This is a genomic window from Anaerospora hongkongensis (assembly GCF_004339805.1).
GTDB classification, from domain to species: Bacteria; Bacillota; Negativicutes; order Sporomusales; family DSM-15969; genus Anaerospora; species Anaerospora hongkongensis.
In genome coordinates this window covers 37,497-61,164 of the sequence record NZ_SLUI01000003.1, presented here as the reverse complement: position 1 = coordinate 61,164, position 23,668 = coordinate 37,497, and the positions used below count along the sequence as shown (strand labels likewise).

At 48.6% G+C, this 23,668-nt stretch carries 20 protein-coding genes; 5 read left to right on the top strand and 15 right to left on the bottom strand.

What is annotated here, in order from left to right; all coding sequences use genetic code 11:
- Nucleotides 1-7: 7 nt before the first annotated feature.
- The 5 genes from EV210_RS05000 to dpaL form a co-directional block, all read right to left on the bottom strand.
- Nucleotides 8-1,252, bottom strand: a complete 1,245-nt coding sequence (locus tag EV210_RS05000) for a YgeY family selenium metabolism-linked hydrolase (protein ID WP_132076571.1) — start codon at nucleotides 1,250-1,252, stop codon at nucleotides 8-10.
- Nucleotides 1,249-1,410 (bottom strand): hypothetical protein, encoded by a 162-nt coding sequence (locus tag EV210_RS22840; protein WP_207900656.1) that lies wholly within the window; start codon nucleotides 1,408-1,410, stop codon nucleotides 1,249-1,251. Before EV210_RS22840 ends, EV210_RS05000 begins: the two co-directional genes overlap by 4 nt.
- 4 nt (nucleotides 1,411-1,414) lie before the next feature.
- Entirely contained in the window at nucleotides 1,415-2,722 is a 1,308-nt protein-coding gene (locus tag EV210_RS04995) for a nucleobase:cation symporter-2 family protein (protein ID WP_132077331.1), read from the bottom strand.
- Between the two features lie 478 nt (nucleotides 2,723-3,200).
- Nucleotides 3,201-4,961, bottom strand: coding sequence for a sigma 54-interacting transcriptional regulator (locus EV210_RS04990; RefSeq protein ID WP_132076568.1), 1,761 nt, complete (start codon nucleotides 4,959-4,961; stop codon nucleotides 3,201-3,203).
- A 106-nt stretch (nucleotides 4,962-5,067) separates the two neighbouring features.
- A complete protein-coding gene (gene dpaL / locus EV210_RS04985) occupies nucleotides 5,068-6,291 on the bottom strand; it encodes a diaminopropionate ammonia-lyase (RefSeq protein ID WP_132076565.1) in 1,224 nt (407 codons plus the stop codon).
- 137 nt (nucleotides 6,292-6,428) lie between these two features.
- On the opposite strand from dpaL, the gene ygfK reads away from it, so the two are divergent.
- From ygfK to EV210_RS04965, 4 genes are all read left to right on the top strand, one after another.
- Nucleotides 6,429-9,524, top strand: coding sequence for a putative selenate reductase subunit YgfK (gene ygfK, locus EV210_RS04980; protein WP_132076562.1), 3,096 nt, complete (start codon nucleotides 6,429-6,431; stop codon nucleotides 9,522-9,524).
- Nucleotides 9,525-9,535: 11 nt separating this feature from the next.
- Nucleotides 9,536-10,864 (top strand): putative aminohydrolase SsnA, encoded by a 1,329-nt coding sequence (gene ssnA / locus EV210_RS04975; protein ID WP_132076560.1) that lies wholly within the window; start codon nucleotides 9,536-9,538, stop codon nucleotides 10,862-10,864.
- 143 nt (nucleotides 10,865-11,007) lie between these two features.
- Nucleotides 11,008-11,550: a hypothetical protein gene (locus EV210_RS04970; RefSeq protein ID WP_132076557.1), complete on the top strand. Its 543-nt coding sequence runs from the start codon at nucleotides 11,008-11,010 to the stop codon at nucleotides 11,548-11,550.
- A gap of 35 nt (nucleotides 11,551-11,585) precedes the next feature.
- Nucleotides 11,586-12,134 (top strand): hypothetical protein, encoded by a 549-nt coding sequence (locus EV210_RS04965; RefSeq protein ID WP_132076554.1) that lies wholly within the window; start codon nucleotides 11,586-11,588, stop codon nucleotides 12,132-12,134.
- Nucleotides 12,135-12,210: 76 nt separating this feature from the next.
- Here the strand turns inward: EV210_RS04965 and EV210_RS04960 are convergent, their stop codons facing one another.
- The 7 genes from EV210_RS04960 to EV210_RS04930 form a co-directional block, all read right to left on the bottom strand.
- Entirely contained in the window at nucleotides 12,211-12,576 is a 366-nt protein-coding gene (locus EV210_RS04960; protein ID WP_132076551.1) for a desulfoferrodoxin family protein, read from the bottom strand.
- Nucleotides 12,577-12,710: 134 nt separating this feature from the next.
- A complete protein-coding gene (locus EV210_RS04955) occupies nucleotides 12,711-13,286 on the bottom strand; it encodes a hypothetical protein (protein WP_132076548.1) in 576 nt (191 codons plus the stop codon).
- A 288-nt stretch (nucleotides 13,287-13,574) separates the two neighbouring features.
- Entirely contained in the window at nucleotides 13,575-15,437 is a 1,863-nt protein-coding gene (locus tag EV210_RS04950; protein WP_132076545.1) for a DUF342 domain-containing protein, read from the bottom strand.
- A gap of 15 nt (nucleotides 15,438-15,452) precedes the next feature.
- Nucleotides 15,453-15,908, bottom strand: coding sequence for a chemotaxis protein CheX (locus EV210_RS04945; protein WP_132076542.1), 456 nt, complete (start codon nucleotides 15,906-15,908; stop codon nucleotides 15,453-15,455).
- A 179-nt stretch (nucleotides 15,909-16,087) separates the two neighbouring features.
- Nucleotides 16,088-16,684 (bottom strand): hypothetical protein, encoded by a 597-nt coding sequence (locus EV210_RS04940; protein WP_132076539.1) that lies wholly within the window; start codon nucleotides 16,682-16,684, stop codon nucleotides 16,088-16,090.
- 58 nt (nucleotides 16,685-16,742) lie between these two features.
- Entirely contained in the window at nucleotides 16,743-17,063 is a 321-nt protein-coding gene (locus tag EV210_RS04935; RefSeq protein WP_132076536.1) for a hypothetical protein, read from the bottom strand.
- Between the two features lie 358 nt (nucleotides 17,064-17,421).
- A complete protein-coding gene (locus EV210_RS04930) occupies nucleotides 17,422-18,399 on the bottom strand; it encodes a diaminopimelate dehydrogenase (RefSeq protein WP_132076533.1) in 978 nt (325 codons plus the stop codon).
- Between the two features lie 393 nt (nucleotides 18,400-18,792).
- On the opposite strand from EV210_RS04930, the gene EV210_RS04925 reads away from it, so the two are divergent.
- Complete coding sequence (locus EV210_RS04925; protein WP_132076530.1) at nucleotides 18,793-19,128, top strand: YddF family protein; 336 nt, start codon at nucleotides 18,793-18,795, stop codon at nucleotides 19,126-19,128.
- 64 nt (nucleotides 19,129-19,192) lie between these two features.
- On the opposite strand, the gene ade is transcribed toward EV210_RS04925, so the two are convergent.
- From ade to EV210_RS04910, 3 genes are all read right to left on the bottom strand, one after another.
- The gene (ade, locus tag EV210_RS04920; protein ID WP_132076527.1) at nucleotides 19,193-20,911 is read right to left on the bottom strand and encodes an adenine deaminase; all 1,719 of its coding nucleotides are present in this window, start codon (nucleotides 20,909-20,911) and stop codon (nucleotides 19,193-19,195) included.
- 17 nt (nucleotides 20,912-20,928) lie between these two features.
- Nucleotides 20,929-22,281, bottom strand: a complete 1,353-nt coding sequence (locus tag EV210_RS04915; RefSeq protein ID WP_132076524.1) for an NCS2 family permease — start codon at nucleotides 22,279-22,281, stop codon at nucleotides 20,929-20,931.
- Between the two features lie 327 nt (nucleotides 22,282-22,608).
- Nucleotides 22,609-23,667 (bottom strand): EFR1 family ferrodoxin, encoded by a 1,059-nt coding sequence (locus EV210_RS04910; RefSeq protein ID WP_132076521.1) that lies wholly within the window; start codon nucleotides 23,665-23,667, stop codon nucleotides 22,609-22,611.
- Nucleotide 23,668 lies beyond the last annotated feature (1 nt).

The following is a 23,668-nucleotide window of genomic DNA, read 5'->3' as shown; positions in this document are numbered from 1 at the left end:
TCCACGCTTATTTAACGAGGTTGGCAGTGCTTTCCGGCATTTTCGCCGCATATTGCTTGACGTATACCGACGGAATAACGGCATACAGGGCTGCTGCTTGCACCAGTTCTTTTTTCCAGGTCCGCTCATTGGGAGCATGAGCCTGATCTTCATGACCGGGGCCGAAGCCTATGCAGGGAATACCGTAACGGCCCATGATGGATACGCCGTTTGTGGAGAAAGTCCATTTATCCACTTCTGCCGGCTTGCCAAACAGATTCTTGTAGGAATCCTCCAGCGTATGGCATACCGGATGCCCCTCTTCAATTAACCAGGTCGGAAAATACGCTTCTGTAGGATAAACTAGGCCGGTATAAGAAGGTCTTTCATAGGTATACATTTCTACCACAGCACCGGCTGCTTTTACTGCAGGCAGGTTGCGGATCTGCCGCAGCGCCAGTTCGCCGTCTTCACCGGCAGTCAGGCGGCGGTCAATGGAGATCCAGCAGCTGTCGGCAACAGCGCAGCGCGAAGGTGAGGTATGGAAAATCTCTGATACCGTGAGGCTGCCTTTGCCTAAGAAAGGATGATCCTGTAGATTTTCGTGCAAAGCTCTTAGTTCCGTGAGAATGGGGGCCATTTTATAGATCGCATTTTCGCCCCGTTCCGGCGCAGAGCCATGGCAGCTAATTCCCTGAGTAGTAACTTTAATTTCCATGCGGCCCCGCTGACCGCGATAAATTTTACCATCGGTCGGCTCGGTAATGACTACAAATTCTGGCCGCAGCTTGTATTCATTCAGGATATACTGCCAGCACAGGCCGTCGCAGTCTTCCTCCTGGACTGAACCTACCACTACCAGGGTATAGTCATCTTCCAGACCTAAGTCTTTGATAATTTTGCCTGCATACACCATGGAGGCCATGCCGCCCTCCTGGTCACTGGCTCCCCGTCCGATAATGACTTCCTCATCTTCATACCCCTCATAGGGGTCATATTTCCAGTTATCCCGGTTGCCGATACCGACAGTGTCAATATGTGCGTCCATTGCAATAACATGCTTGCCATGACCAATAAATCCAAAGATATTGCCCATAGGATCAATATCAATCCGGTCGAAGCCTACCTTTTCCATCTCTTCTTTAATCCGCTGAATGACTTTCTCTTCATTACAGCTCTCACTGGGAATTGCAATCATATCCCGCAGAAAACGGGTCATATCAGGCTGATATTTTTCGGCCAAACTGAGTACTTGCGCAAAAGATTCTTTCAAAACTCTTTCTCCTTTCCTTCGCGGGTATTTTTTATCTCTAACGCCTGACCGGCGAAAGATTCACGAAATATTGCCAGATTCACAGGGACGGTTCTACTGAAGCAAACAAAAGATGAGATTACCACGCTGTCGCTCGCAATGACAGCAGGCTGGTGCATACATTCATGCGCCTCCGCTTTGAGTGGCGTCAGTCTCTGTATGGGCAGTATCTTCTGTACCATTCAGCAGGGCATTCAATAAGATAGCAGCAACGCTGCCTGCGGTAATACCGCTGTGCAGAATAACCTGCGCCCAGCTCGGGAAGTTATGATAGAAATTGGGAACAGCCAGGGTGATCATGCCGACACCAAGACTGATGGCGACGACCATAATATTATGGGTGCCGTCAAACTTCACTTTCGACAGCGTTTTAATGCCACTGGCAGCAACCATGCCAAACATGGCAATACCGGCACCACCAAGCACCGCATTGGGTATAGCCGCAATAACAGCCGCCAGTTTCGGAAAGAGTCCCAGTACCACCAAAATTACCCCGGCAGCAGCCACAACAAACCGGCTTTTAACACGAGTCAGTCCGACAAGGCCTACATTCTGGGCAAATGCAGTATAAGGAAAGCTATTCAATATGCCCCCAAGCAAGGTAGAAAAACCATCTGCCCTCAAACAGCGGGTCAAATCTTTCTGTGTAACCGGTTTTTCAATAATCTCACCAATTGCAATACAATCTCCCGTTGTTTCAGTCATAACAACCAGCATGACCAGTACCATAGCGGCAATGGAAGCAAAATCAAAGACCGGCATGCCAAAAGCAAACGGGGTGGTTATGCCTAGCCAGGCGGCATTCGGAACCTGCGAAAAGTTAACCATGCCGAAGAAGCTGGAAATAATTGTGCCAAAAATCAACCCTAAGAGCACGGCAATATTGCTGAGAAAGCCTTTAAAGTAACGGTAAAAGAATAAGACCAATACTAACGTAATTAAAGCGATGAGAATATAGCTGGCACTGGCAAAATCCTTCGCTGCCGGATTACCGCCGCCTGCCCATCGTACAGCAACCGGCATGAGCGTAATACCGATCACGGTAATAATGGTTCCGGTAACCACAGGCGGGAAAAACCGGAGCAGCCGGCTGAAATAAGGACTGATCAGGTACGTCACAATCCCAGCAACAATGATCGACCCGTAAATACCCGGCAGGCCATGTGTCTTGCCGATAATGATCATTGGCGTCACCGCAGCGAAAGTTACCCCTTGGATAATGGGAATTTTAATCCCCATATTCCAGAACCCAACCGTTTGAATGATGGTGGCGATACCGCATGTAAACAAGTCTGCATTAATCAGGTATATAAGCTGTTCCCTTGACAAGCCCAACGCATTGGCAATGATCAGCGGTACCGCTACCGCTCCTGCGTACATGGCCAATACATGTTGTAATCCATAGGTAAATAACTGACCTAAAGGCAACATTTCATCGACTGGGTGACGAACTTTCTCTTCCTGCACTTAGACTCACCATCCTCTTTTAATTAAACCTTGCTTAAAGGAATTGCATACCGGCTGGTGCCACCTCCCCTTAGTGATTTGTCCGTCTGATTGACAGAAATTACATATTGCAAATCCTGTGCCAACTTTCTTAACATAATGATTATTCAGTTAAATTAATAAAGGTATCTGTCAAAAAATCTTTTGATAGCGCGCTTATTGAATAAAAAAGACCGCTTTATATAAACGGTCTTTGAAACAATACAAACTATTATTTTCACTCCGGCATTTGCAAATACCAGCCCACGGACACCCATTTATCCGTAAACGCCTTTATTTTCAGTATCAAAATGAGACTTTCATATCTTTTCGAGATTCTCCTTGCAGCATGGCTATCCTCGAGGCTGGGACTGTACTTTTACGTCTCATTGTGAGATTTTCAGCTCATTTCGCCCATCGTGCTTTAAGAGAAGAACTTCCGTTCAGCGATCCGGTATTCTTTAATTTTCCGGTAGAGTGTTGCCCTGCTGATCCCTAAGATCTTAGCGGCATTATCCTTATTCCCCTGGGCAACAGCTTCCTCCAGCGCCTTGGTTATCGCTTCTCTTTCCAAAACCTTGAGGTTTAAGGACCCGCTGGCTACTTCGATTTTTTGCTCAATCTTAATGCGTTTCGGGAGCACTTCCGAGCTGATATACTCTCCGGTCGTCATCGTAACGGCATATTCAATCACATTGGCTAATTCCCGCACATTTCCCGGCCACGAATAGCGGCTTAAAATGGCAGCGGCATCCGGCGTCATCCCCGCTACATGCTTGCCTAATACCCCGCTGTAATAGTCCAGGTAATGCTGCGTTAAAAGCGGAATATCTTCTTTGCGTTCCCTAAGGGATGGAATGCTTAAGGGAATCACGTTCAGGCGATAATAAAGATCCTCCCGGAACTCACCGGAGGCAACCATCTTCTCCAGATCCCGGTGCGTAGCAGTTATTACCCTTACATCAATCGGCGTTGACCGGGCGCTGCCGATTTTCTCCACCCGTTTTTCCTGCAGTACCCGCAGCAGCTTTACCTGCAAATGCAGCGGCATATCCCCGATTTCGTCTAAGAAAACGGTACCATTATGGGCCAGCTCAAATTTGCCTAATTTGCCCCCTCGCCGCGCCCCGGTAAAAGAACCTTCCTCGTAGCCGAAGAGCTCGCTTTCCAGCAGGCTTTCCGGAATGGCACCGCAATTGATCGCAATAAACGCATTGTTCTTCCGCTTGCTGCTCTGGTGAATCGCCCGGGCCAGCAGTTCCTTTCCTGTGCCGCTTTCGCCCTGTATTAGCAGGGTTGAACTGCTTGCGGCAACCCGGGAGGCCAGTTCTTTCAGCTCCCGGATACGGCCGCAATTGCCGATAATCTGGGAAAACTCGGTAGCAATATCGCTAACGGTAGTATCCTGGACCAGCCGTTTGATTTGATGAACATCCTTAAGAACAATTACGGCACCTTCTACCGCCTGGCCGGTAATAATCGGCAGGGCATCGCAGTACCACTGGACATTACCATGGCGGCCCCGTACCTGTCCGGAAAACACCTCGCCTTTTTCAATGGCTTTCCAGAGCTTTTTATCATCCATAATCTGCGTCAGTTCCATGGACTGCCCATCTGCAATATCGGCAAGCTGAGCGCCAATCTGGTTATGATGAATAATCCGTTTGCTCTCATTCACCACCAATATGCCGTCATGCAACAGATTTAGCACTGTCACTAATTTGCGTGACAGTGCTTCTCTTTTCTTATCCTGCCAGTGCTGATCAATCTTCCCGGAAATCAGATCGGCCATCTTCTCCAGAAAGCGGAGCAGCGAATCCTTTCGCTCCAGCACCCGCTGCGCCTGCTCCACATCAAAGCCAATCAGTCCGATAACCCCAAGGGTCTTTTCCTCCAGGCGGATTGGAACAACAACTTCAGCGGTTTCCGAGCATTTGTCCCATAATGCACAGGGGCGGCAAAGCTGATGCCGGCCCGGTTGATCAATCACGACAGGCTGACCTGTTTTTACAACATGAGAATAAACAAAGCCTTCCAGCTTTTGACTGCAGCCTGCTTTATAACGGCCTGTTCCGGCTACGCGGACCAGGTTTTCATCGGCTATTTCCACCTCGATTTGCAAGGCTTCAGCAATGGCTTCAGCAGTCTGTTGAACTGTCTCCTGAATTTCACGGAGGGAATACATCCGATCACCTCTAAGGACCCGTTTCGTATACTTACTACTGTTCGCTGAGAGCTGATCTTTTCCTGCTTCCATCTGTTAGGAGGACTTATCAATTCGTTAGACTATCTTATAGGTGTTGATAGGAAGGATATTCACCATCCCAGACGATAGACCGGTACTTTTCCGGATCTGTATCACCTTCCGTACTGAACAGCAAAATAGTGGAATTGGCGTTAAGACCAAAAGCTGCTTTTGCTTCCTCCCAGCGTCCGTCAGCGAGGAGCATGCTCAGCAGTCCCATGGTAACGGCACCTGATTCGCCGGAAACAATGCGGCTGTCCGCACCTGCCGGATTGCCGAGTATCCGCATGCCTCTGGCCGCTACCCAGTCAGGGCAGGCAAAGAACAAGCTGCTGTAGTCCCGCAGTACGTCCCAGGCGATAAGATTCGGTTCACCGCAAGCCAGCCCCGCCATAATCGTATCCATGTGCCCGCCCACATTATAAGGTTTTCCGTCTTCAGCCAGCGCCGATTTATACAGGCAGGCAGCCTGATCAGACTCAACAATGGCGACTGCCGGACTTTGCTCCCCATATACTTCTTTTAAATACCCCTGCACGGCTCCCGCCAGTGAGCCTACACCAGCTTGCAGCATGACATGGCTGGGACGCTCAATACCCATCGCCCGAAGCTGCTCCACCGCTTCGGCTGCCATCGTTCCATACCCCTGCATAATCCAGGTAGGAATCTCTTCGTAGCCCTCCCAAACGGTATCCTGCACCACTATCCAGCCGTGCTTCTTCGCATGTTCATCCGTCATTCGCACTGCATCATCGTAATTCAATTCGGTAATGCAGGCTTCGGCACCTTCGGCCTGAATATTCTCCAGGCGTTGAATGGACGAACCTTTCGGCATATAAACGATGGCCTTTTGCTGCAGTTGTCGCGCGGTCCAGGCCACACCGCGTCCATGGTTGCCGTCGGTAGTAGTGGCAAACGTAATATCTCCCAGTTGTTTTTTTACCGCAGGCGAAATCAGTGTGCTATACGGCAGCTCGCTGATGTCCGCTCCCAGACGCTTCGCCAGATAGCGGGCAATCGCATAAGAGCCGCCTAGCACCTTGAAAGCATTGAGGCCAAACCGGTAAGACTCATCCTTGACATACACGCCGGCTACACCCAGACGCTGTGCCAGGCAGTTTAAACTGCGCAGAGGTGTAGGCTGATATTGAGGAAAGCTTTGATGAAACTGTCTGGCTTTATTAATTTCTTCACAACTCAAAAATTGAGTTGCTGTTCCTGATTTGCACTTTTGCATCGTATTTACTTTCCAGTCAATGGTATGGTTCATGTTGTGATTCCCCCTTAGTGGTTATTGCCAAATTTAAAATGCAAGTATCGCGCCAACATCGGGCAAAAAGTGAATTTTTGGTATAATTCTTGCATATTTTCATAGTGACATTAACAGTCAGGGAGGAGAGCACAACCATGGGAGATCATATGAGACCAGTCCCGTTTCGGGAATTAGTTGCTCGCATTTTTGAGGAATATGCTGCCGACCGCTCCATTTTTTCTTTGCCTCATACCAGCTTTTTTCGCAAACAGGGAAGTAAACGGGTAGCACTGTTCGGTGAATCGTGTGAAATGCCGCTGGGTCCGGCCGCCGGACCCCATACTCAGCTGGCCCAGAATATTGTTACTTCCTATTTGGCAGGCAGCCGGTTTATTGAGCTGAAGACGGTGCAGGAAAAAGAGCCCCCTGTTGATAAACCCTGTATAGATGCGGAAGATGAAGGATTTAATACGGAATGGTCCAGCGAATATACCGTGGAAAAAGCCTACGAAGAGTACATAAAGGCCTGGCTGCTGCTGCATTTGCTGGAAGAAGCCTTTGAGCTGCGCACCGGCCCGGAACGTTCCTTTCTGTTTAATATGAGCGTCGGTTACAATCTGGCCGGCATTCAAACTCCCCGCATGGACACTTATATCAATAGCCTGAAGGATGCCTCCAAACATCCTTTCTTCAATAACTGCCTGGATGATTTAGCGATCCTGCTTAAAGACGGAATTTTCCTAAAAAATACAAATCTTGCCGCTCGTCTGCCTCATTTGCAGCAGTTGCCTGAGCAAATCAGTTCGCAAATTTGCAAATCGGTAACCTTGTCCACCATGCATGGCTGTCCGCCGGCAGAGATCGAAAAAATTTGCGCTTATATGCTGACAGATAAAAACCTGGAAACCTATGTTAAGCTGAATCCCACTCTCCTGTCCTTCCCGGTTGTCCGCACTACCCTTGATGCCTTAGGCTTTGACTATATTACCCTTTCGGAAGAATCCTTTGACCACGACCTGAAATACCGTGATGCTATCCCGATGCTGGTACGCCTGCAAAAACTGGCTGCCGGTCAGGGACGCTTCTTCGGCGTTAAGCTGACCAACACACTGGGTTCGGTCAATTTTAAAAACAAGCTGCCCGGCGGCGAAATGTACATGTCCGGCCGCTCGCTTTTCCCGCTGTCCATTCAATTGTCGGCTAAGATATGCCAGGAGTTTAACGGTGCTTTACCGATATCTTTCTCGGCTGGAATCAGCGAACACAATGCCGCCGATGTCTTCGCTACCGGTATACGGCCCATTACGTTGGCCACCGACCTGTTAAAACCGGGCGGCTATAACCGCATGTCGGCAATTGCTGCCCAACTGGAACAAATGGATGGCTGGGATCAGACCAGTATTTGCGTAGACAAAGTTGCCGAACTGGCCGAAAAAGCAGTAAAGGCTGATTATGCGCAAAAATATTATCGCGGCAGCAAGAAAGTAGCCATCAACGACAGTCTGCCGCTTTATGACTGTGCTGCCGCCCCCTGTAAAACCGCCTGCCCGATCAGTCAGGATATACCGGAATATATCCGCCTGGTTGGCGAGGAGCGCTATGCAGAGGCACTGGCGTTAATCTATGAAAAAAATGCTCTCCCCTCGATTACCGGTCATATCTGCGATCACGCCTGCCAATATAACTGTACCCGCCTGGATTATGAAGGAGCAGTACTAATCCGTGAGGCCAAACGCATTGCCGTTGTCAAGGGCTACGACGAATACCGGCAAAAATGGGCCCTGCCAGCAAAACAAAACGGCATAAAAGCTGCCGTACTGGGAGCAGGGCCGGGCGGACTGGCATCGGCTTACTTCCTGGCCAGGGAAGGCTTTGCTGTTACCGTCTTCGAGCAGCGCGAATCAGCCGGCGGAACACCGCGCCACATTATCCCCCAGTTCCGCATGAGCAGCGATGCCGTTGCCAGCGATGTCCGCTTTATTGAGGATCACGGTGTCCGCTTTGTCTTTAACTGCGATCCGGCCCTGACCATTGACCAATTGCAGGCGGACGGCTATCAATATATTATTGTCGCCATCGGCGCCGGAGCAGAGAAGCCGTTCCCGCTGCCCAGCCAGGGCGATTACCGCCCGGTACTTTCAGCCCTCGAATTTTTGGACCGGTTCAATCATCAGCCCGCCACTCTTCAGCTAGGTAAACACGTAGCCGTTATTGGTGCCGGAAATACGGCAATGGATGCGGCCCGCAGTGCCCTCAGAGTACCGGGTGTGGAAACCTGCACCGTTATCTACCGGCGCACCCAGAAGGAAATGCCCGCCTACCACGAAGAATATGAATTGGCACTGGCAGATCAGGTCAAGTTTCACTTCCTGCTTAATCCGGAGCAATTTACCGCCGATGGCAAGCTGGTCTGCCAGGTAATGCAGCTTGGCGAAGCAGACGCCTCCGGCCGCCGCAAACCGGAACCGACTGATGAACGGAAAACGCTGCCGGCTGATACGGTCATAACAGCCATCGGCGAAGATATTAACACCGCTCAGTTGAAACGAATCGGCGTCAGCGGTGCCGAACGCGCCGGCGTATTCCTCGTCGGCGATGCACTAACCGGCCCGGCGTCGATCGTTAAAGCAATTGCCGATGCCAGGAAAGCTGCCGATGCCATTTGCCAAAGCGTCGACGCCGCCTGGCAGCCTGCCCGGGAACAATGCCGCAAAGCAGCTGCCAGACAGGTGGAGGAAATCGCCAGGAAAAAACTTGGCCTTACCTGGCAGTCTGATGTTAAAATTGAAGGAGAACGCGCTGCTGAAGCCAATGTTGGCCAGCGGGAATTCAGCCGCTGCCTGGAATGCAGCTACGTGTGCAACAAATGTGTGGAAGTATGCCCTAACCGGGCAAACCTGGCTATTTCCATGAAATCCGGTGAGTTTGTCAACTTCTATCAAATCGTCCATCTTGACGCCTACTGCAACGAATGCGGCAACTGCGCCACCTTCTGTCCCTGGAACGGTAAGCCGTATACCGACAAGGTTACCCTGTTCAGCCTGCGTCAGGATTTTGAGAATAGCCGCAACCCTGGCTTTTGGGTAGAAGATAATACCGTTTCCATCCGCCTGGGCGATGAGCTGTTTGCAGTTGAATTGGAGCATGGACGGCTTGTGATTGCCGACAATCAGGAATTAAACAAAATGGCGAATATTTTTAATGAGCTGTACAGCAAGCGGCCAGCCCTTTTTGGCCCCGTTGATGAATAGGAGGAAGAGATATGCTGGTATTAAAAAATGCAACCGTTGTTGAATTTCACCCCCCTGCCATTCATAGCGGCTGGGATATCGTAATCGAGGGAACGGAGATTGTCGCCGCCGGTGCTGGAATAGCCGGCAGCTATACTGCCGACCGGGTGCTTGATATGGCAGGTGCCCTGGTAATGCCGGGCATTGTCTGCAGCCACAATCATTTTTATTCCGGGTTGGCCAGAGGCATTATGGCCAACATCAAGCCCTGTCCGGACTTTGTTTCTGTCCTCAGTAATCTCTGGTGGCGTCTGGACCGGGCCATCGATGAAGAGATTCTTTACTACAGCGGCATGGTATGCTCATTGGAAGCGATTAAATGCGGTACCACCGCGGTTATCGATCATCATGCCTCGCCCGCCTTTATTGAAGGTTCCTTAAAGGTCTTAAAACAGGCCTTTACGGAAACAGGACTGCGCGGGATTACCTGCTACGAAACAACCGACCGTAACGGCGGTCTGGCGGAAGTAGAAGCCTCGGTACGGGAAAATATTGAGTTTACTCAGCTTTGTGATAAAGACAAAGCCGCCGGCGGCAGTGCCTACTTAGTGGAAGCGATGATTGGTGGTCATGCACCGGTAACCTTACCTGACGAAGCGCTCCGGCTGATGGGCGAGGCGGTACGCCTCACCGGTCGCGGTGCCCATATCCATGTTGCCGAAGACCGGTATGATGTCTCCTATTCCCATCATATCTATGGTAAGGACATTATGGAAAGACTGGCCGGTTTCGGTCTGCTAACCGACAAGGCGCTATTTGCCCACGGCCTGTACCTCTCCGACCGGGATATTGCGATGATCAATGAACATAATGCGTATTTGGTACACAATGCCCGTTCCAACATGAACAACAACGTGGGCTATAATCACAAAATCCCCCAGTATACCAATTTTGCCTTAGGCACTGACGGCATGGGCAGCGATATGCTAGAGGAGTTTAAGTTTGCCTATTTCAAACATAAGGATGAAGGCGGCCCCCTATGGCCAGACAGCTTCCTCAAGTTCCTCTATAACGGCAACGATCTTCTGGCGCGCAGCTTCGGTGCCCGCTTTGGCAAAGTCGCCGCAGGCTATAAAGCGGATCTGACCGTGCTCGACTATGATGCACCTACGCCATTGCTGCCGGAAAACATTGGCGGACACATCGCTTTCGGACTGGACAGCCGCGATGTACGGACTGTCATTATCAACGGCAAGATCGTGCTGGAAAACGGCCAATTCCCCTTTGATGTTAAGCCAATCTATGAAAAGGCCCGCAAAGCCGCCGCACGCCTGTGGGATAATATGGATAAACTGTCTTAAGAATAAAAAGGCTGCCTCAGCTGTTTAGCATTGAGGCAGCCTTTTGCTTTAAAAATAGGCTTACTAAGTTACAGGTATGGAAGAATATGCTATACTTTTATTATAGCTTGTATCAATGATAGTAGACAAAGGATGGTGGTTTTATGAAATTAGCTAAGTCTGCAGTTATGCTCTTTACCCTGTTTCTGCTTCTTTTTGCTGCAACTACGACGTATGCAGCAAAAGCAACCACACCACCCGTCAGATTTCAGGACATAATCTATGACAATGTCACCATTGGCCAGTTTGACAAACAAACCCTAAAATATGAAAAAGATCCCTACCGTGATGAAGTGTTGGTGAATGTCTGGATTAAGACGCCATTGGATTCGTTTAATCAAAGCTATACGATGTACAATTATTTACTAAGAACAAACACCCGCGAAATGATGATGATGAACCGGCTTGATTTTGATAACAGCGGGAACATGCTGCAAAACATGTCCAATAAGTATAATCCGGCCCTGTGGACTTTAGTGCTTCCCGAAACAGCAACAGAAAAATGGTATAACGCCGTGACGGCTTACGCGAAAAAGAATAATAAAAAATTGCAGCAAGAATACACCAGCGAAACCAAGAAAGAAAAAAGATCACAGCCGTTACTTGGTCCATTTAATCATATCTTTGATATGCTCAGCGGTAATTAAAGACTCTTGCTTAGCTTATAAAGGGAGCACAATTAATGAGAAAAAAAGGATTGCTATGTCTCGTCATTAGCTTTATACTGCTTTCACTTTCTTCAGCTGCGTTTGCCAAACAAACGCAAAAAATCATTCCCGGTCTTGGCATCCTGACAATACCATCAGGCATCGAACTCGTAAAAAGTCCTGAGAAGGAACCGGGTTATAACCTGCTGGTGAATGACAATGGCATTTGGCGGACGGCTAAACTGTTTTTTACTTCCGCCGTACCGGACGTGAACCGGAGTGACCTTAAAGAGAATATTGAAATATTAGATATGCTCCTTAGCGAAGCTGCTGTCAAACTGCAGAATACTCCTGACGCCAGGATATTGGAAAACAGCCCGGTAAACCAAGCCGCTTTTACCAATGAACAGCTTGTAATCAAATATACCAAAGTATATAATGACATGCGCGTGCTGCGGGCCGACAGCTATATCTTAGACGGCGCAGACAAACGGCTGCGCTTGTTGGTTGTATTTTATGATGACGGCAACAGTGACTACTGGAAGCAGACAATCCCCAAAATCATTGCCGGTATTCAGCATTAGCACCACAAAAGGCGGACCTATTCAATTAGGCCCGCCTTTTATATTTAGCAATTTGGCTAAAACCAGCCTGCGTAGTCTATATTTCTGATTTCCAGAGGCCATGGACATTGCAATATGCATAAACAGTGCCTTTGCCCAGATAAGGGAATGTTGCTTCAGGCACCATGCCAGGTTTTAAATAAACAAATTCATCCCGATCCTCTGTTGTTACAGCAACCCAGTAAGTATAATGCTCAGGAAGCATTTTATGCGGAGAAGCACCTACAGAAACCTTTAACATGTCATCTTCTTTAACGGCAACCGGAATATGCTTCTCTTTTGACCCCTCCATTACATTGGCCTCCAGTTTTGCCATCTGCTTGTCACAGCAAGTGAGCTTACCACCATTATCGGTGATTAAACCGGCTATATTGCCACAGTCTTCACATTGGTAGAAATTCATTTGTCTACCTCCCTGCAATTTGTATTATAATTTTATCAGCCTATATTTTTTCGTAAAACAATCTAATGTTTTATTAATATTGACAAAAAAGATACCCTTATCCCCTCAATAATCGGGGTAAGGGTGTCCTGATCTTATAGATTGTTCATTATTTTTTCGTTTGCACTGTCCATTGCCTGATTTAGGGCTTTGGTAATCGGGTCTTTATAACCCACATCACCAAATACTGTTTTGTTTTCAGACTCTCCCGTTACCTGAAATGAGATTACTTTGTCTTGTACCGCATTGTAGAACTTGTAGCGTAATTTCGCCTTAGTTACAACTTTCGATTGGAAAAAGCTCAAGTGCCGCGTAGTTATTAATTGAGAAACTTCCATAGCGATTACATAATCGGCATTTGTTGCTTTTGCCACTGAAGCTAACACATCTTTTTCAGGAAGTTCTTTATTCGAAACATCAAAACCGGCACTATTCAATGCTTTTGCAACTTCAATCGGCGAAATAATTTCAAACATTTTATTGGAATATTGTTCAGTATATTTACTGTCGATTATTTCCTGTACATAGCCTTTAGTTTCCTCGGTAGAATTAATATAAGGAATGATTGCCATTTTGGCTGTTTTTGATTGAGAAACGGGTTCTTGCGCAAATGCAGTGGTAATTGATAATACAAATAAACACAGGATTGTGAATAATAAGGTTTTTCTCATAATTCCACTCCAATCAAATTAATCTACCAAAATTATACTTTGTATAATAATGTAAGTAAACAAAAAACTTTTAAGCACCTTTTAAATTTATATTAAATTAAAGAATTGCCTGATTTCGTCTAAAATAAGTCAATTTTAAATAAGTCAAGCCTAACCCTAAGGCGGACCTAATTCATGTAGGGCCGCCTTTTATATTTAGCAATTTAGCTAAAAACCGTCTATACATCTTTTCTAAATGATACAGGAGAACCGTCCCCCTGTATCTGTAATGACTTGAAAGGATTAGTATCACCGCAGCGAGCCAAATGTAATTTCGCCTGCCTGAACATACAAGGAAACAAATTGCAAGGTATCCTTCAGCGTCTTTACGGCAGAACCAATTGCCATTTTTGTTCCTGGGTAAATAGTGCCGGAAGCTTTTATCCTGCCAGGCTTTAAGGAGCCAAGTACCATTTCAATGTTGGTGATACGCTGACGCATGCTTTCCATTCGCTCAATTACCGCTTTGAATTGCGTTTCATTCTTCTTATGCATTTCTTGTTTTGCAGCGGGAAGCTGCTGAATGTCCAGGCTGCCAAGGTAGGTTAGTGCTAATTTCAACTCGTCATACAGCAGTTCGTCTTTTTTTATCTTTTCGCGCAGGCTGAGCAATTCCTCTTTTAAAAAAGGGTTAGCAGCCACTTCCAGCTCTGTGACGATGCCGGATTTATTACCGACAGTAACAGCCAGGATGACTTCCCCTGCCGATATCCGTCCGCCCCGGATGAGACCCCGCTTGCCTTCGACAATAATCCGGCTGCCGGCGAATAAGGTGCTGTTCATAACGGCATCGCTGACAACAATCTCTTCATCAGCGTATACGGCAGCATTTTCAATAAAATTGGCTACAATCCGCTCGCGCGCCTTAACAATGCCGCGGTTCATACCCTGAATACCCTTGTGAACAACAATACTGGCTGCTTCTACCGTGCCGCCGCAAATGCTGTCACATACCTCAACATTTCCACCGGCTTTTACACTAAATCCCGACTGAATGCTTCCCCGTACCAGTACACTGCCTTTAAACTCAATATTACCGGTATTGTAGTCGACATCGCCGTCGATGACGATGACCGGCAGTACATTGATCCGCTTATCGAGAAAGATGTGCAAATGGCCGTTAATTGCAGCATAAAGCCGCCAGTCATCAACGACAATCACATTTTTGCCAACAGGCATGGGCTTATCTTTTCCCGGCTTTGCGGGCAGCGGCTTACCGTATACGTCAATGCCCTCTATTCCGGCGGTCGCGGGAATTTTTTCTACCAACAGCTGCCCTTCTTCTACGCAGAGAAAACTGTTGATTTCCTTAAAATCAACCCGCCCATCTTCCAGTTCCTCCGGCCTGCCCTGACTGTCAGGATCAACATAGAATTTTAGGTAAGCGTTCTCGCCGCTCCGCGCCGGAACAGCGCGGGCGACTATCACATTCGCCGCGCAGCGCGTTTCCGTCAGTGCCGTAAGTGCTTCTTCATCAATGCCGAAAACAACCCCTGCAGCAGCTAACTTGTCCAGAAGCTGAGCACGGGTAACCAAAGGAGCCTCGGGAGGCACCATAATATCCATCCGGGCCTCCAGGCGGCTGAGTCCCACTCTCACCCGGATGCTGGAAGTCAACTGAACAGCCGGCACAGGATTCATAATCAATACTGGGGTACCTGTAGCCTCTTTAATTACAGTGGAAAGAAAGTCACTGTCATATTCTACTAGATTGCGCTCAGCCAATTCTTTCATGACCGCAGCCTTGGCTACAGGCACACCACTATTGACCGGCAGCCAGACACTGAGAAAAACGCCGACATCGGTTGCGGTAATTTGATACCGGCCATCCTCGGAAGGCAAGGAATTAATAATCTGTACCGGAGTGCCGGCAGCTTCTTTGATTACGGTGGACAGAAAATCACTGTCAAAGCTTAGCAGATTTCTACTGGTCAAATCCTGAATAACAGCGGCTTTCGCAACAGGCAAGCCATTGTTGATCGGCGGCCAGACGCTGAGGAAAACTGCTGTATCGGTTGCTGTTATCTGATACCGGCCATCCACAGCACGTTCAGCCACTTGTGCAACTGAACAGGAATTGGTTAGCTTTGGTGAGCAAATTGTTCGATTCATGAAAACACCGCCTGGCTAATTCATGCCAATTACGATTTCAAAAGGCAGCTCGTCAACTGCCATTTCAATGCCAATAAAGTTATTATTGCAGACTTTAACCGGAGCAGTAGACTGCGATAAGCGGGGAGGCTCACATTTTATTGCAATGCCCTCCTTACTCAGTGCGTTTGCCGCATTGGAAGTAATCATATTGACCATCTCACAGATGGCACTTTGGGCAATATCATCTAACTGAGGCACCGGCGTCCCCATCATGATCACTGATGACAAACCCTTAGCCGAATTTTCAGTCATATTAAAGACAACATTACCGGAAACCTGATTGGATAAGCCGACATTCACGGCCACTCCCAGGCAGTCAATAAATTGGTTTTTCATTAAAACTTTTCCCCTAACCACATTTTTAAAGCCCAATTGTGGTAGTATGCTTGACAGCGCCGCAATAAAGGGGTTTACGATGCGAGCATCCATATACTACCTCCTTATGTGTTTTTAGTTGAAACTGGGAACCAATCCCACACTTAATTTGTCGAGTTGAATTCCCTTTCGTTAAATAGGACTTTTGTAGTCTTTCCATGAGTCAATAGTAGTTACTTTTGCTAGAAATAAAAAAAGCCGGGCCTAAAATTGCTTTAGGTCCAGCTTTTTCACTAGAACTTACATACTAATCCGGCACCAATGCCTTTCAGCGTTGCCGTATCACCATCATAGTACCGGTAGTTCACGTTGAAATCTACCGTGTCAGTCAAATTCCGGTTGACGCCAACCTGCCAGTCCGTGCCGATCGAATTAGTCAGCACACTGGCATAGCCTGTCATTTTCTCACCTAATACCGTTGAGGCACTCAGACCGGTAATAAACTTGTTTATAGATTGGTTATCAGAACCAAGACCGCTAACAGATGCACCAGTATCATAATTGCGGTTCCCGGCTATCAGCCGTATCTGGTCAGACAGCTTATACTGCAGCGTCACATCGGTAAATCGCGCATCCATGCTTGCTGTTCCCCCGCTGATCTTCCCTTTAATCGTTTCTACTCCGGCGATCACTTTATCCGATAAAGCGGTTTCAACAAAGAAGCCGTTAGCATTGGCACTTCCCAGATCCAGTGAATTGTATTCTACCTGTGGATTCCAGTATATATACCCGGCGTTCGTTTCACCCTTTTCAATATTCGTTACAGGTGCAGCCATGGCTACCCCGGACAAAGCTAACGATGCGGCAATGACCATTAAACATTTTTTCATTATTTATTCCTCTCCTCTTCCCTTGTTATTGTAAGCACATTTGGCATAACTTTTACGATTATCGGGACCGGCTGATCAATAGTGCCGCTATATCCCGTATTGCATTTTGGTGGCGCTCTTTTTCTTTCTTTTGACGCTCGTGCCAGTCTTTTTTGGATTCGTGCGGACGGCGTTTCATTTCCCGCTCATGGCGTTCATTTTCCGCTTTTATTCGATGGTTCCGTTCCTGCTCTTGCCGATGCCTGTCATCCCGCTGCTGCTGTTCCAAGCGGTGCGAACCGGGCTGAAATGGCGAAGCCTCAATTACAGACACGCCTAAGCCGACTTGCATCAAACCAATCATGGAAAAAACCGTAACTTTTTTCATTATTTTATTCATAGCACTTCACCCCTTAGAATGCGTGATTTCATTGATGCACAACCAGCTGACTGATTAGTCAACTGGTTGTACACGGAGACCAGTTACCCCCTTTTGGCGCAACCCCTTTTATGTAAGCGAACGACGGTGCCGGTGATCAATCGGCACCGATTCGTTGTTTTACCTGATAGTGTTAGTATAAATTCCTTTTTTTAGATTTTTTTTAGAATAATATGGATTTGTCCTAAAACCGCTAAAAAAAGGAAAGCCCTTACCGGCAGTAAGAGCTTTCCCTTTGGTTTTTCAATTCGCTTTTCTATAACCAGCCGCCTTCAGTACAGCTATGTAAAGCTGCGGTGAAGGCTTCTTGCTTCAGGCATTATAAAAGCAGCTTACGGAGTTCTTCCGGACTCTGCGGCAGCAAATGGCCTGGAGGTATATCAAAAATGGTATAGGCGCCTGCAGCCCCCTGCCGGCTTAACCGGTAGGCAGCCCGGGCATAAGCGGTCAGCACGCTGGCTGTGAATTCCGGATTACTGGCCAAAGCAAGTGAGAACTCCACGACATGTCCAACCCCCGGGCTGGTTTGTCCGGTACGGAAAACGACACCGCCATGAGGGATACCGGCATGCTGGGCCTGAAATTCCGCTTCCGATACAAAAGTAACCGTAGTCTCATAACCGGCGAAATAATGCGGCATTGTTTGAATTGCCGATTCAATGAGCGCCAGATCCGCCCCTTGCTCGGCAACAACATAACATTCACGGCTGTGTGTTTCATTCGCCGCGCTAGGGGCTTCCTGTCCCGCCCGGACGGCTTCAAGCATCTCCTGCTTGGGAACAGTATACTGTTTGGCATCTTTTACGCCAGGAATGCGGCGAATGGCATCGGAATGCCCCTGGCTGACGCCTTTGCCCCAAAAGGTATAGTCCTTCCCGTGTGGCAGCACTGCACCGCCTAGTAATCTATTCAGTGAAAAAAGCCCCGGGTCCCAGCCAATGGAGATTGTCGCTACTTTGCCTGCGCTTTTGGCGGCAGCATCCATAGCTGAAAAATAGTCAGGAATCTTGGCATGTGTATCAAAGCTGTCTACCGTATTGAATACGCTGGCAAGACGGGGCCCCTGCTCCACCAGATCAGTAGCCGAACCACCGCAGAGCAGCATAGCATCGATTTGATCACGGTATTTTTCCGCTTCATCCAGTAAAATGGCGGGGACACCGCTTTTCGTTCCGCTAAGCTTACGGCGTGAGAAAACTGCCACTAGCTCCATATCTGGATTTTGGTTAACAGCTATTTCTGCGCCTTTTCCCAAATTGCCATAACCGGTAATCCCGATCCTTATTTTCTGCTGCATAAGTATCCCTCCTGCTGTTGTAATGTGTAATTATCGTACCATAACGGGACTACAGTTTCAAATCAGCAAAAAACAAAAGCCCCCGCCAAAAGCGGGGACCAAAAGGTTACGTATTATACTTCCCAATCGCCAATAAAGAAGAAAAGAAGAATAATGATGATAATAATTATGAACCAGCTTCCACCGCCGCCAAAGCAGCCACGTGCATCATCAGCCACAAACAACGCCTCCTTATCTATTACTCTTGGTGAGTTACCTATGATATTCTATGTGAAGTAAAAGCCTTTGGTGAACAAAAATTGCCGCTGGCACGGTAAAAAAATAACCGGGGAGTAAATCCATGGTATAATAAAGAAAAGCTGGATTATCATTACTTGCACAAGGAGAACAAAAATGGAAAACAGGAAACCGATTGCTATTTTGAATGGTGCCATCATTACGGCAGAAGGAGACTATTCCTGCCATACCATCAAGTTGGAAGAGGCAAAAGAACTGATTCGCTCTGCGCCGGGAATTATTTCCGCAGTAGGGCATCAGGCTACCGCAGAAGTATTGACAGATCTTCTGGAAACAGAGGTTACATTAAATAGAATTAATTTTTATCAGGAACCAGGCCAGCAAGCCCTGGTTTTCAAGCTCAACAGCCGCCCGCCGGAGGGCGTGATTCTCTCCCGGGAGGAAATTGAAGAGTTTGGCTATCAGTTTCAGGTGTTATCCCGAAATGCATAAACTTCAGTTTAAATAAAAAGATTACCGCTTTAAAAAAAGCGGTAATCTTTTTATTTAAGCAGCTTCAGCAGGATACCGGCACGATAGCCATTTTCCTGACATCCACCAGACCATGGTCTGTTAGCTTTATCTCCGGTATAACCGGCAGACTGAGAAAGGCAAGTGTCAAAAACGGATCAAATTCAGGGTGTACCCCCAGCTGCCGGGCCTGCTCCAGCAGTTTCTCCAGCTCATGATGCACCTGTTGGACACTTTTGTCAGACATCAGACCGGCAATGGGCAAGGCCAGCGACCCTATCACGCTGCCTCCCGCGGCAATTGCCAAACCGCCCTGCATGCGCCGGATCGCCTCTACTGATGCTACAATATCGGCATCAGTCGTACCCGCTGCAATCACATTGTGCGCATCGTGAGCAACGGAGGAGGCAATGGCTCCTGATCTTAGCCCCAGCCCGCGCAGCAGCCCGAGGCCAATTCTTCCGGTCTGATGATGACGCTCAAAAACGGCCAGTTTTGCAATATCCTGTTCCGGGTCTGCGACAAACAAGCCATTCTGCACGCTTACCGCCAGGCGGGTTTCTTTCGTTACAATTTGATGCGGCACCAGTTCAATGACCCGTGCCTCAGCCGAATCGGCAGCAATTTGCAGCGCGTCTGCTTTAACGGCTGCCAGCCGGACGGTATTTTCCACCGCCTGCGCGGCAGCAGAAACCGGAGTAACCAGCAGCTTGCCCTCCCGGGCGGCCAGACAGCCGTCTTTGATTACCAATCCGGGCTGCCAACTGCTAAGATCAGAAAAGGCCAGAATATCCGCCCGGTAGCCGGGAGCAATCGCCCCTAGCTCATTCAGCCGGAAGCATTCGGCAGCATTGAGAGTGGCCATTTGAATCGCAGCTGCCACAGGCACACCGGCCTCAACCGCCATTTTTACCATTTGATTGATATGGCCTAAACGGATGAGATCCCCTGGATGTCGATCATCGGTAACAAATAAGCAGCGCCGGGAAGTATAGGCGTTAACGGCCGGCAATAAATCCAGCAGGTTATGCGCCGCCGTGCCTTCCCGCAGCATAACGTACAAGCCTTGGGATACCCGCTCCAGCGCCTCTTCAGGCGTGGTGCATTCGTGATCAGAATGAATGCCTGCTGCTGCATAGGCGGTCAGACTCTGACCGCTTAAGCCCGCACCATGGCCGTCCACCAGCTTATGTTCCGCTGCCTTCAGCTTTGCCAGCACGTCCGCGCGCCCTTCGACCACACCGGGATAATCCATTAGTTCACCCAAGCCTAATACCTGCGGATCATCCAGCCACTCTGCCAAATCAGCTGCCGCCAGTACGGCGCCGGAAGTTTCCAGCGCCGTGGCTGGAACGCAGGACGGCAGCATAAAATAAATATTCATAGGAAGACAGGCACAAGCACTCAGCATATACTGTAAGCCCTGCTTGCCGGCAACATTGGCGATTTCATGAGGATCAGCCATTACGGTAGTTGTGCCCTGCGGCAGTGTCGCCCGGACGAACTCGGCCGGGCTGACCATTGAGCTTTCCAAATGCACATGACCATCAATAAAGCCGGGCGTCAGCATTAAGCCCGTACAGTCTATTTCCCTGAGTCCCGCATAACTGCCTACGCCTGCCACATAACCGCCGGCTATCGCAACATCCCCCCGGTCAAACTGCCCGGTAAAGACATTAAAAACCTGGCCGTTCTTCAGCACAAGCTCGGCGGCCTGTCGTCCTGCTGCTACTGCAATCAATGTTTCAATCGGCTTTTTGCTCATGAATCCCCCTTATCCTTTTAATGCAGGCGCATATAAAAGTTAATCAGAAAAGCTGCGGAAATAAGCCACATAAACAAGCTTACCTCTTTGGTACGGCCTGCCAGCGTTTTCAAGAATGTATAGCTGATAAAACCAAAAGCAAAGCCATTGGCGATACTAAACGTAAGCGGCATCATAATGATGGTCATAAATGCCGGCAGTCCTTCTGTAATATCGTCAAACTCAACATGGCGGATCGAGCTGATCATCAGCGCCCCTACCAAAACCAAGGCCGGAGCTGTGGCAAAGCCCGGCACTAGTCCGATAAGCGGACTGAATACCAGCGCGACCAGAAAAAGTATGGCAACCGTAACGGCCGTCAGCCCGGTTTTTCCGCCTTCGGCAATACCGGCAGCACTTTCGACATAAGAGGTGACGGTAGAAGTACCTACGGCAGCGCTGACCAGCGTTCCCAGGGCGTCTGTGGTTAAGGCTTTATCCAGATTCTCTATTTCTCCTTTATCATTCATCAGTTTGGCCTTGTTTGTCAAGCCGATTAAGGTTCCCATATTATCAAAAAGTTCTACAATCGTAAAAGTAAAAATAATGGAAAAAATGCCATAGGCCAGTGCTCCGGCAATGTCCAGCTGCATAAAGGTAGGTGCCAGGCTGGGCAGCTGGAAGCTCATAATATCCTGAATCCCTTTCGGTACCGGAACGGCGCCAAAAAACATCCCTAGTAAAGTTGTTGTCAAAATGCCGATCAGAATAGCCCCTTTTACTTTTCTGGCAATCATAACGGCCGTAATGATCAAACCGACACAAGCCAGCAGCGGTTCGATGGCCGTCAGTTTCCCAACGGTAACAAAGGTTGCTTTGTCAGAAACGATAATGCCCGCATTCTTGAGGCCAATAAAGGCGATAAACAACCCAATCCCAATGCCGATCGAATACTTAAGATTCATGGGCACAGCTTTAATAATCGCCTGCCGTATGCCGCCCAGTGTCAAAATGAGAAAAAGCACACCGGAAAAGAAAACCGCGCCCAGGGCAACCTGCCAGGGCAGGTGAAGTACCCCTACTACGTAATAGGCAAAGAAAGCATTCAAGCCCATGCCGGGAGCAACGGCTACCGGGAAGTTGGCCCATACCCCCATCAACAGGGTTGCAAAGGCTGTTGAATAAATTGTTGCGGCAATCGCCGCTTCTTTGGGAATACCTGCGTCGGCAAGAATATTGGGATTAACAAAAATAATGTACGCCAGCGCTACAAAAGTGGTGATCCCCGCTAATACTTCCGTCTTAACGTCCGTACCTTTTTGCTTAAGCTTAAACAGCTTTTCTGTCAGACTAACCTCACCCGCCCCGTTCAACTGTACATTGGTTTTCATCTCTTCATCCCCCTTTTGGTTTCTGCCCGCCGGCAATTGCCTCTTTCCTCTCCCCCTCCTGTTATTGAAGGCTCATTCCGGCAACAAAAAAGCGACTATTAGTATTGCAATATTCATACCATTTTTAGATTATTCCCTTTATTTCTCTTCCTGCTTTTTCCGCCTGAATTAACGCCGTTCCCAGCCTAAATGGGCGGGAAGTATTGCACCTATGCCGGTTAAACGGTTGCATTTTTGTATCATCTTGAGATTTCGCTGCTCATCCTGATACTAAATAGGAAAGAGCTGATCCCTCCCAGGCGGATCAGCTCAACAGATAAATCGTTTCTATCGGATATGAATTTGCTTAAGCGTTACTCCGGCAGCCTGATAACGGCGAAAAAAGCGTGTATGCGAAAGAGTCCCGAGCAGCTTCCGCACAGCCCGGATTCCCAGCACCAGGTGCAGCAGCCGGTAAGTCACTGCCGCAGCCAACAGGACATAAACATATTGCAAACCGAAGCCTGCCAGCGGCAGTGACGCCAGATCTACAGCCCGGCTTGCAAGAAGCCATCCGCTGAGATAGCCGGCTGCCGGTATTGATGTAATGTACACAAACAGCATAATGATCAAAGGACTAACCTCAATGGCTTTATGGGGACAAAAATTCATACATGCCATACAGCTGTCGCAGGCGTATGTCCAGTACGGGCGTTTCTCCCGTCCCCCGCACATGCGGATCGCCTGTTTTGGGCATAACTTCTGGCAGAGTGAGCAGCCAGTACACCTGTCAGTAGCAAAGAAAAGCTTCGCCAGGATAAGCTGCGCCAGAATCAGGTACATTAGCGATATTTTCACCAGTACCAGGCCGAGCAAGCATTGGATCAGACCATCGAAATGCCGCTTTCCCTGAAGGACCGTCGCCACCAGACTCGCGACCTTTGCTTCGGCCAGCTTGGTTATGACCGCTGCATTCTCCTCATTCATACCCCAATGCACTGCCGTCCAGTTGCTGGGCATATCTACTCCCATTACGCCCCGGACCGTATAGCCGCGCAGCCACAGCAGCAGCGCAATCAAATAGCCTGCCGTTCCCTCCAGCCCGGGTATGAATAGTCCTTTCACCCGTACCCCGGCCCGGCAGGGCATAACAAGCGCATGCGCTTGCCTGCCCTGCGGCAGCTTCCACACATACTTCATTATCAGCCAGGGGGCTGTAAAGCCATGGGTGGGATAGGTAAAAACCGCCAAGGTGCCTTGCCCAACCGGCTTGCTCTCTTCCCCGCTTTTTATCTGCTGCACTTCAGCCGGGATTGCATGCTCTTCGGCTATGCGGGCACTCCAATCGGCAATCCGGTAGGAATTGCCCGTCCCGGTCATAAAAAAGGCTGCCAGCTTTTGATACATG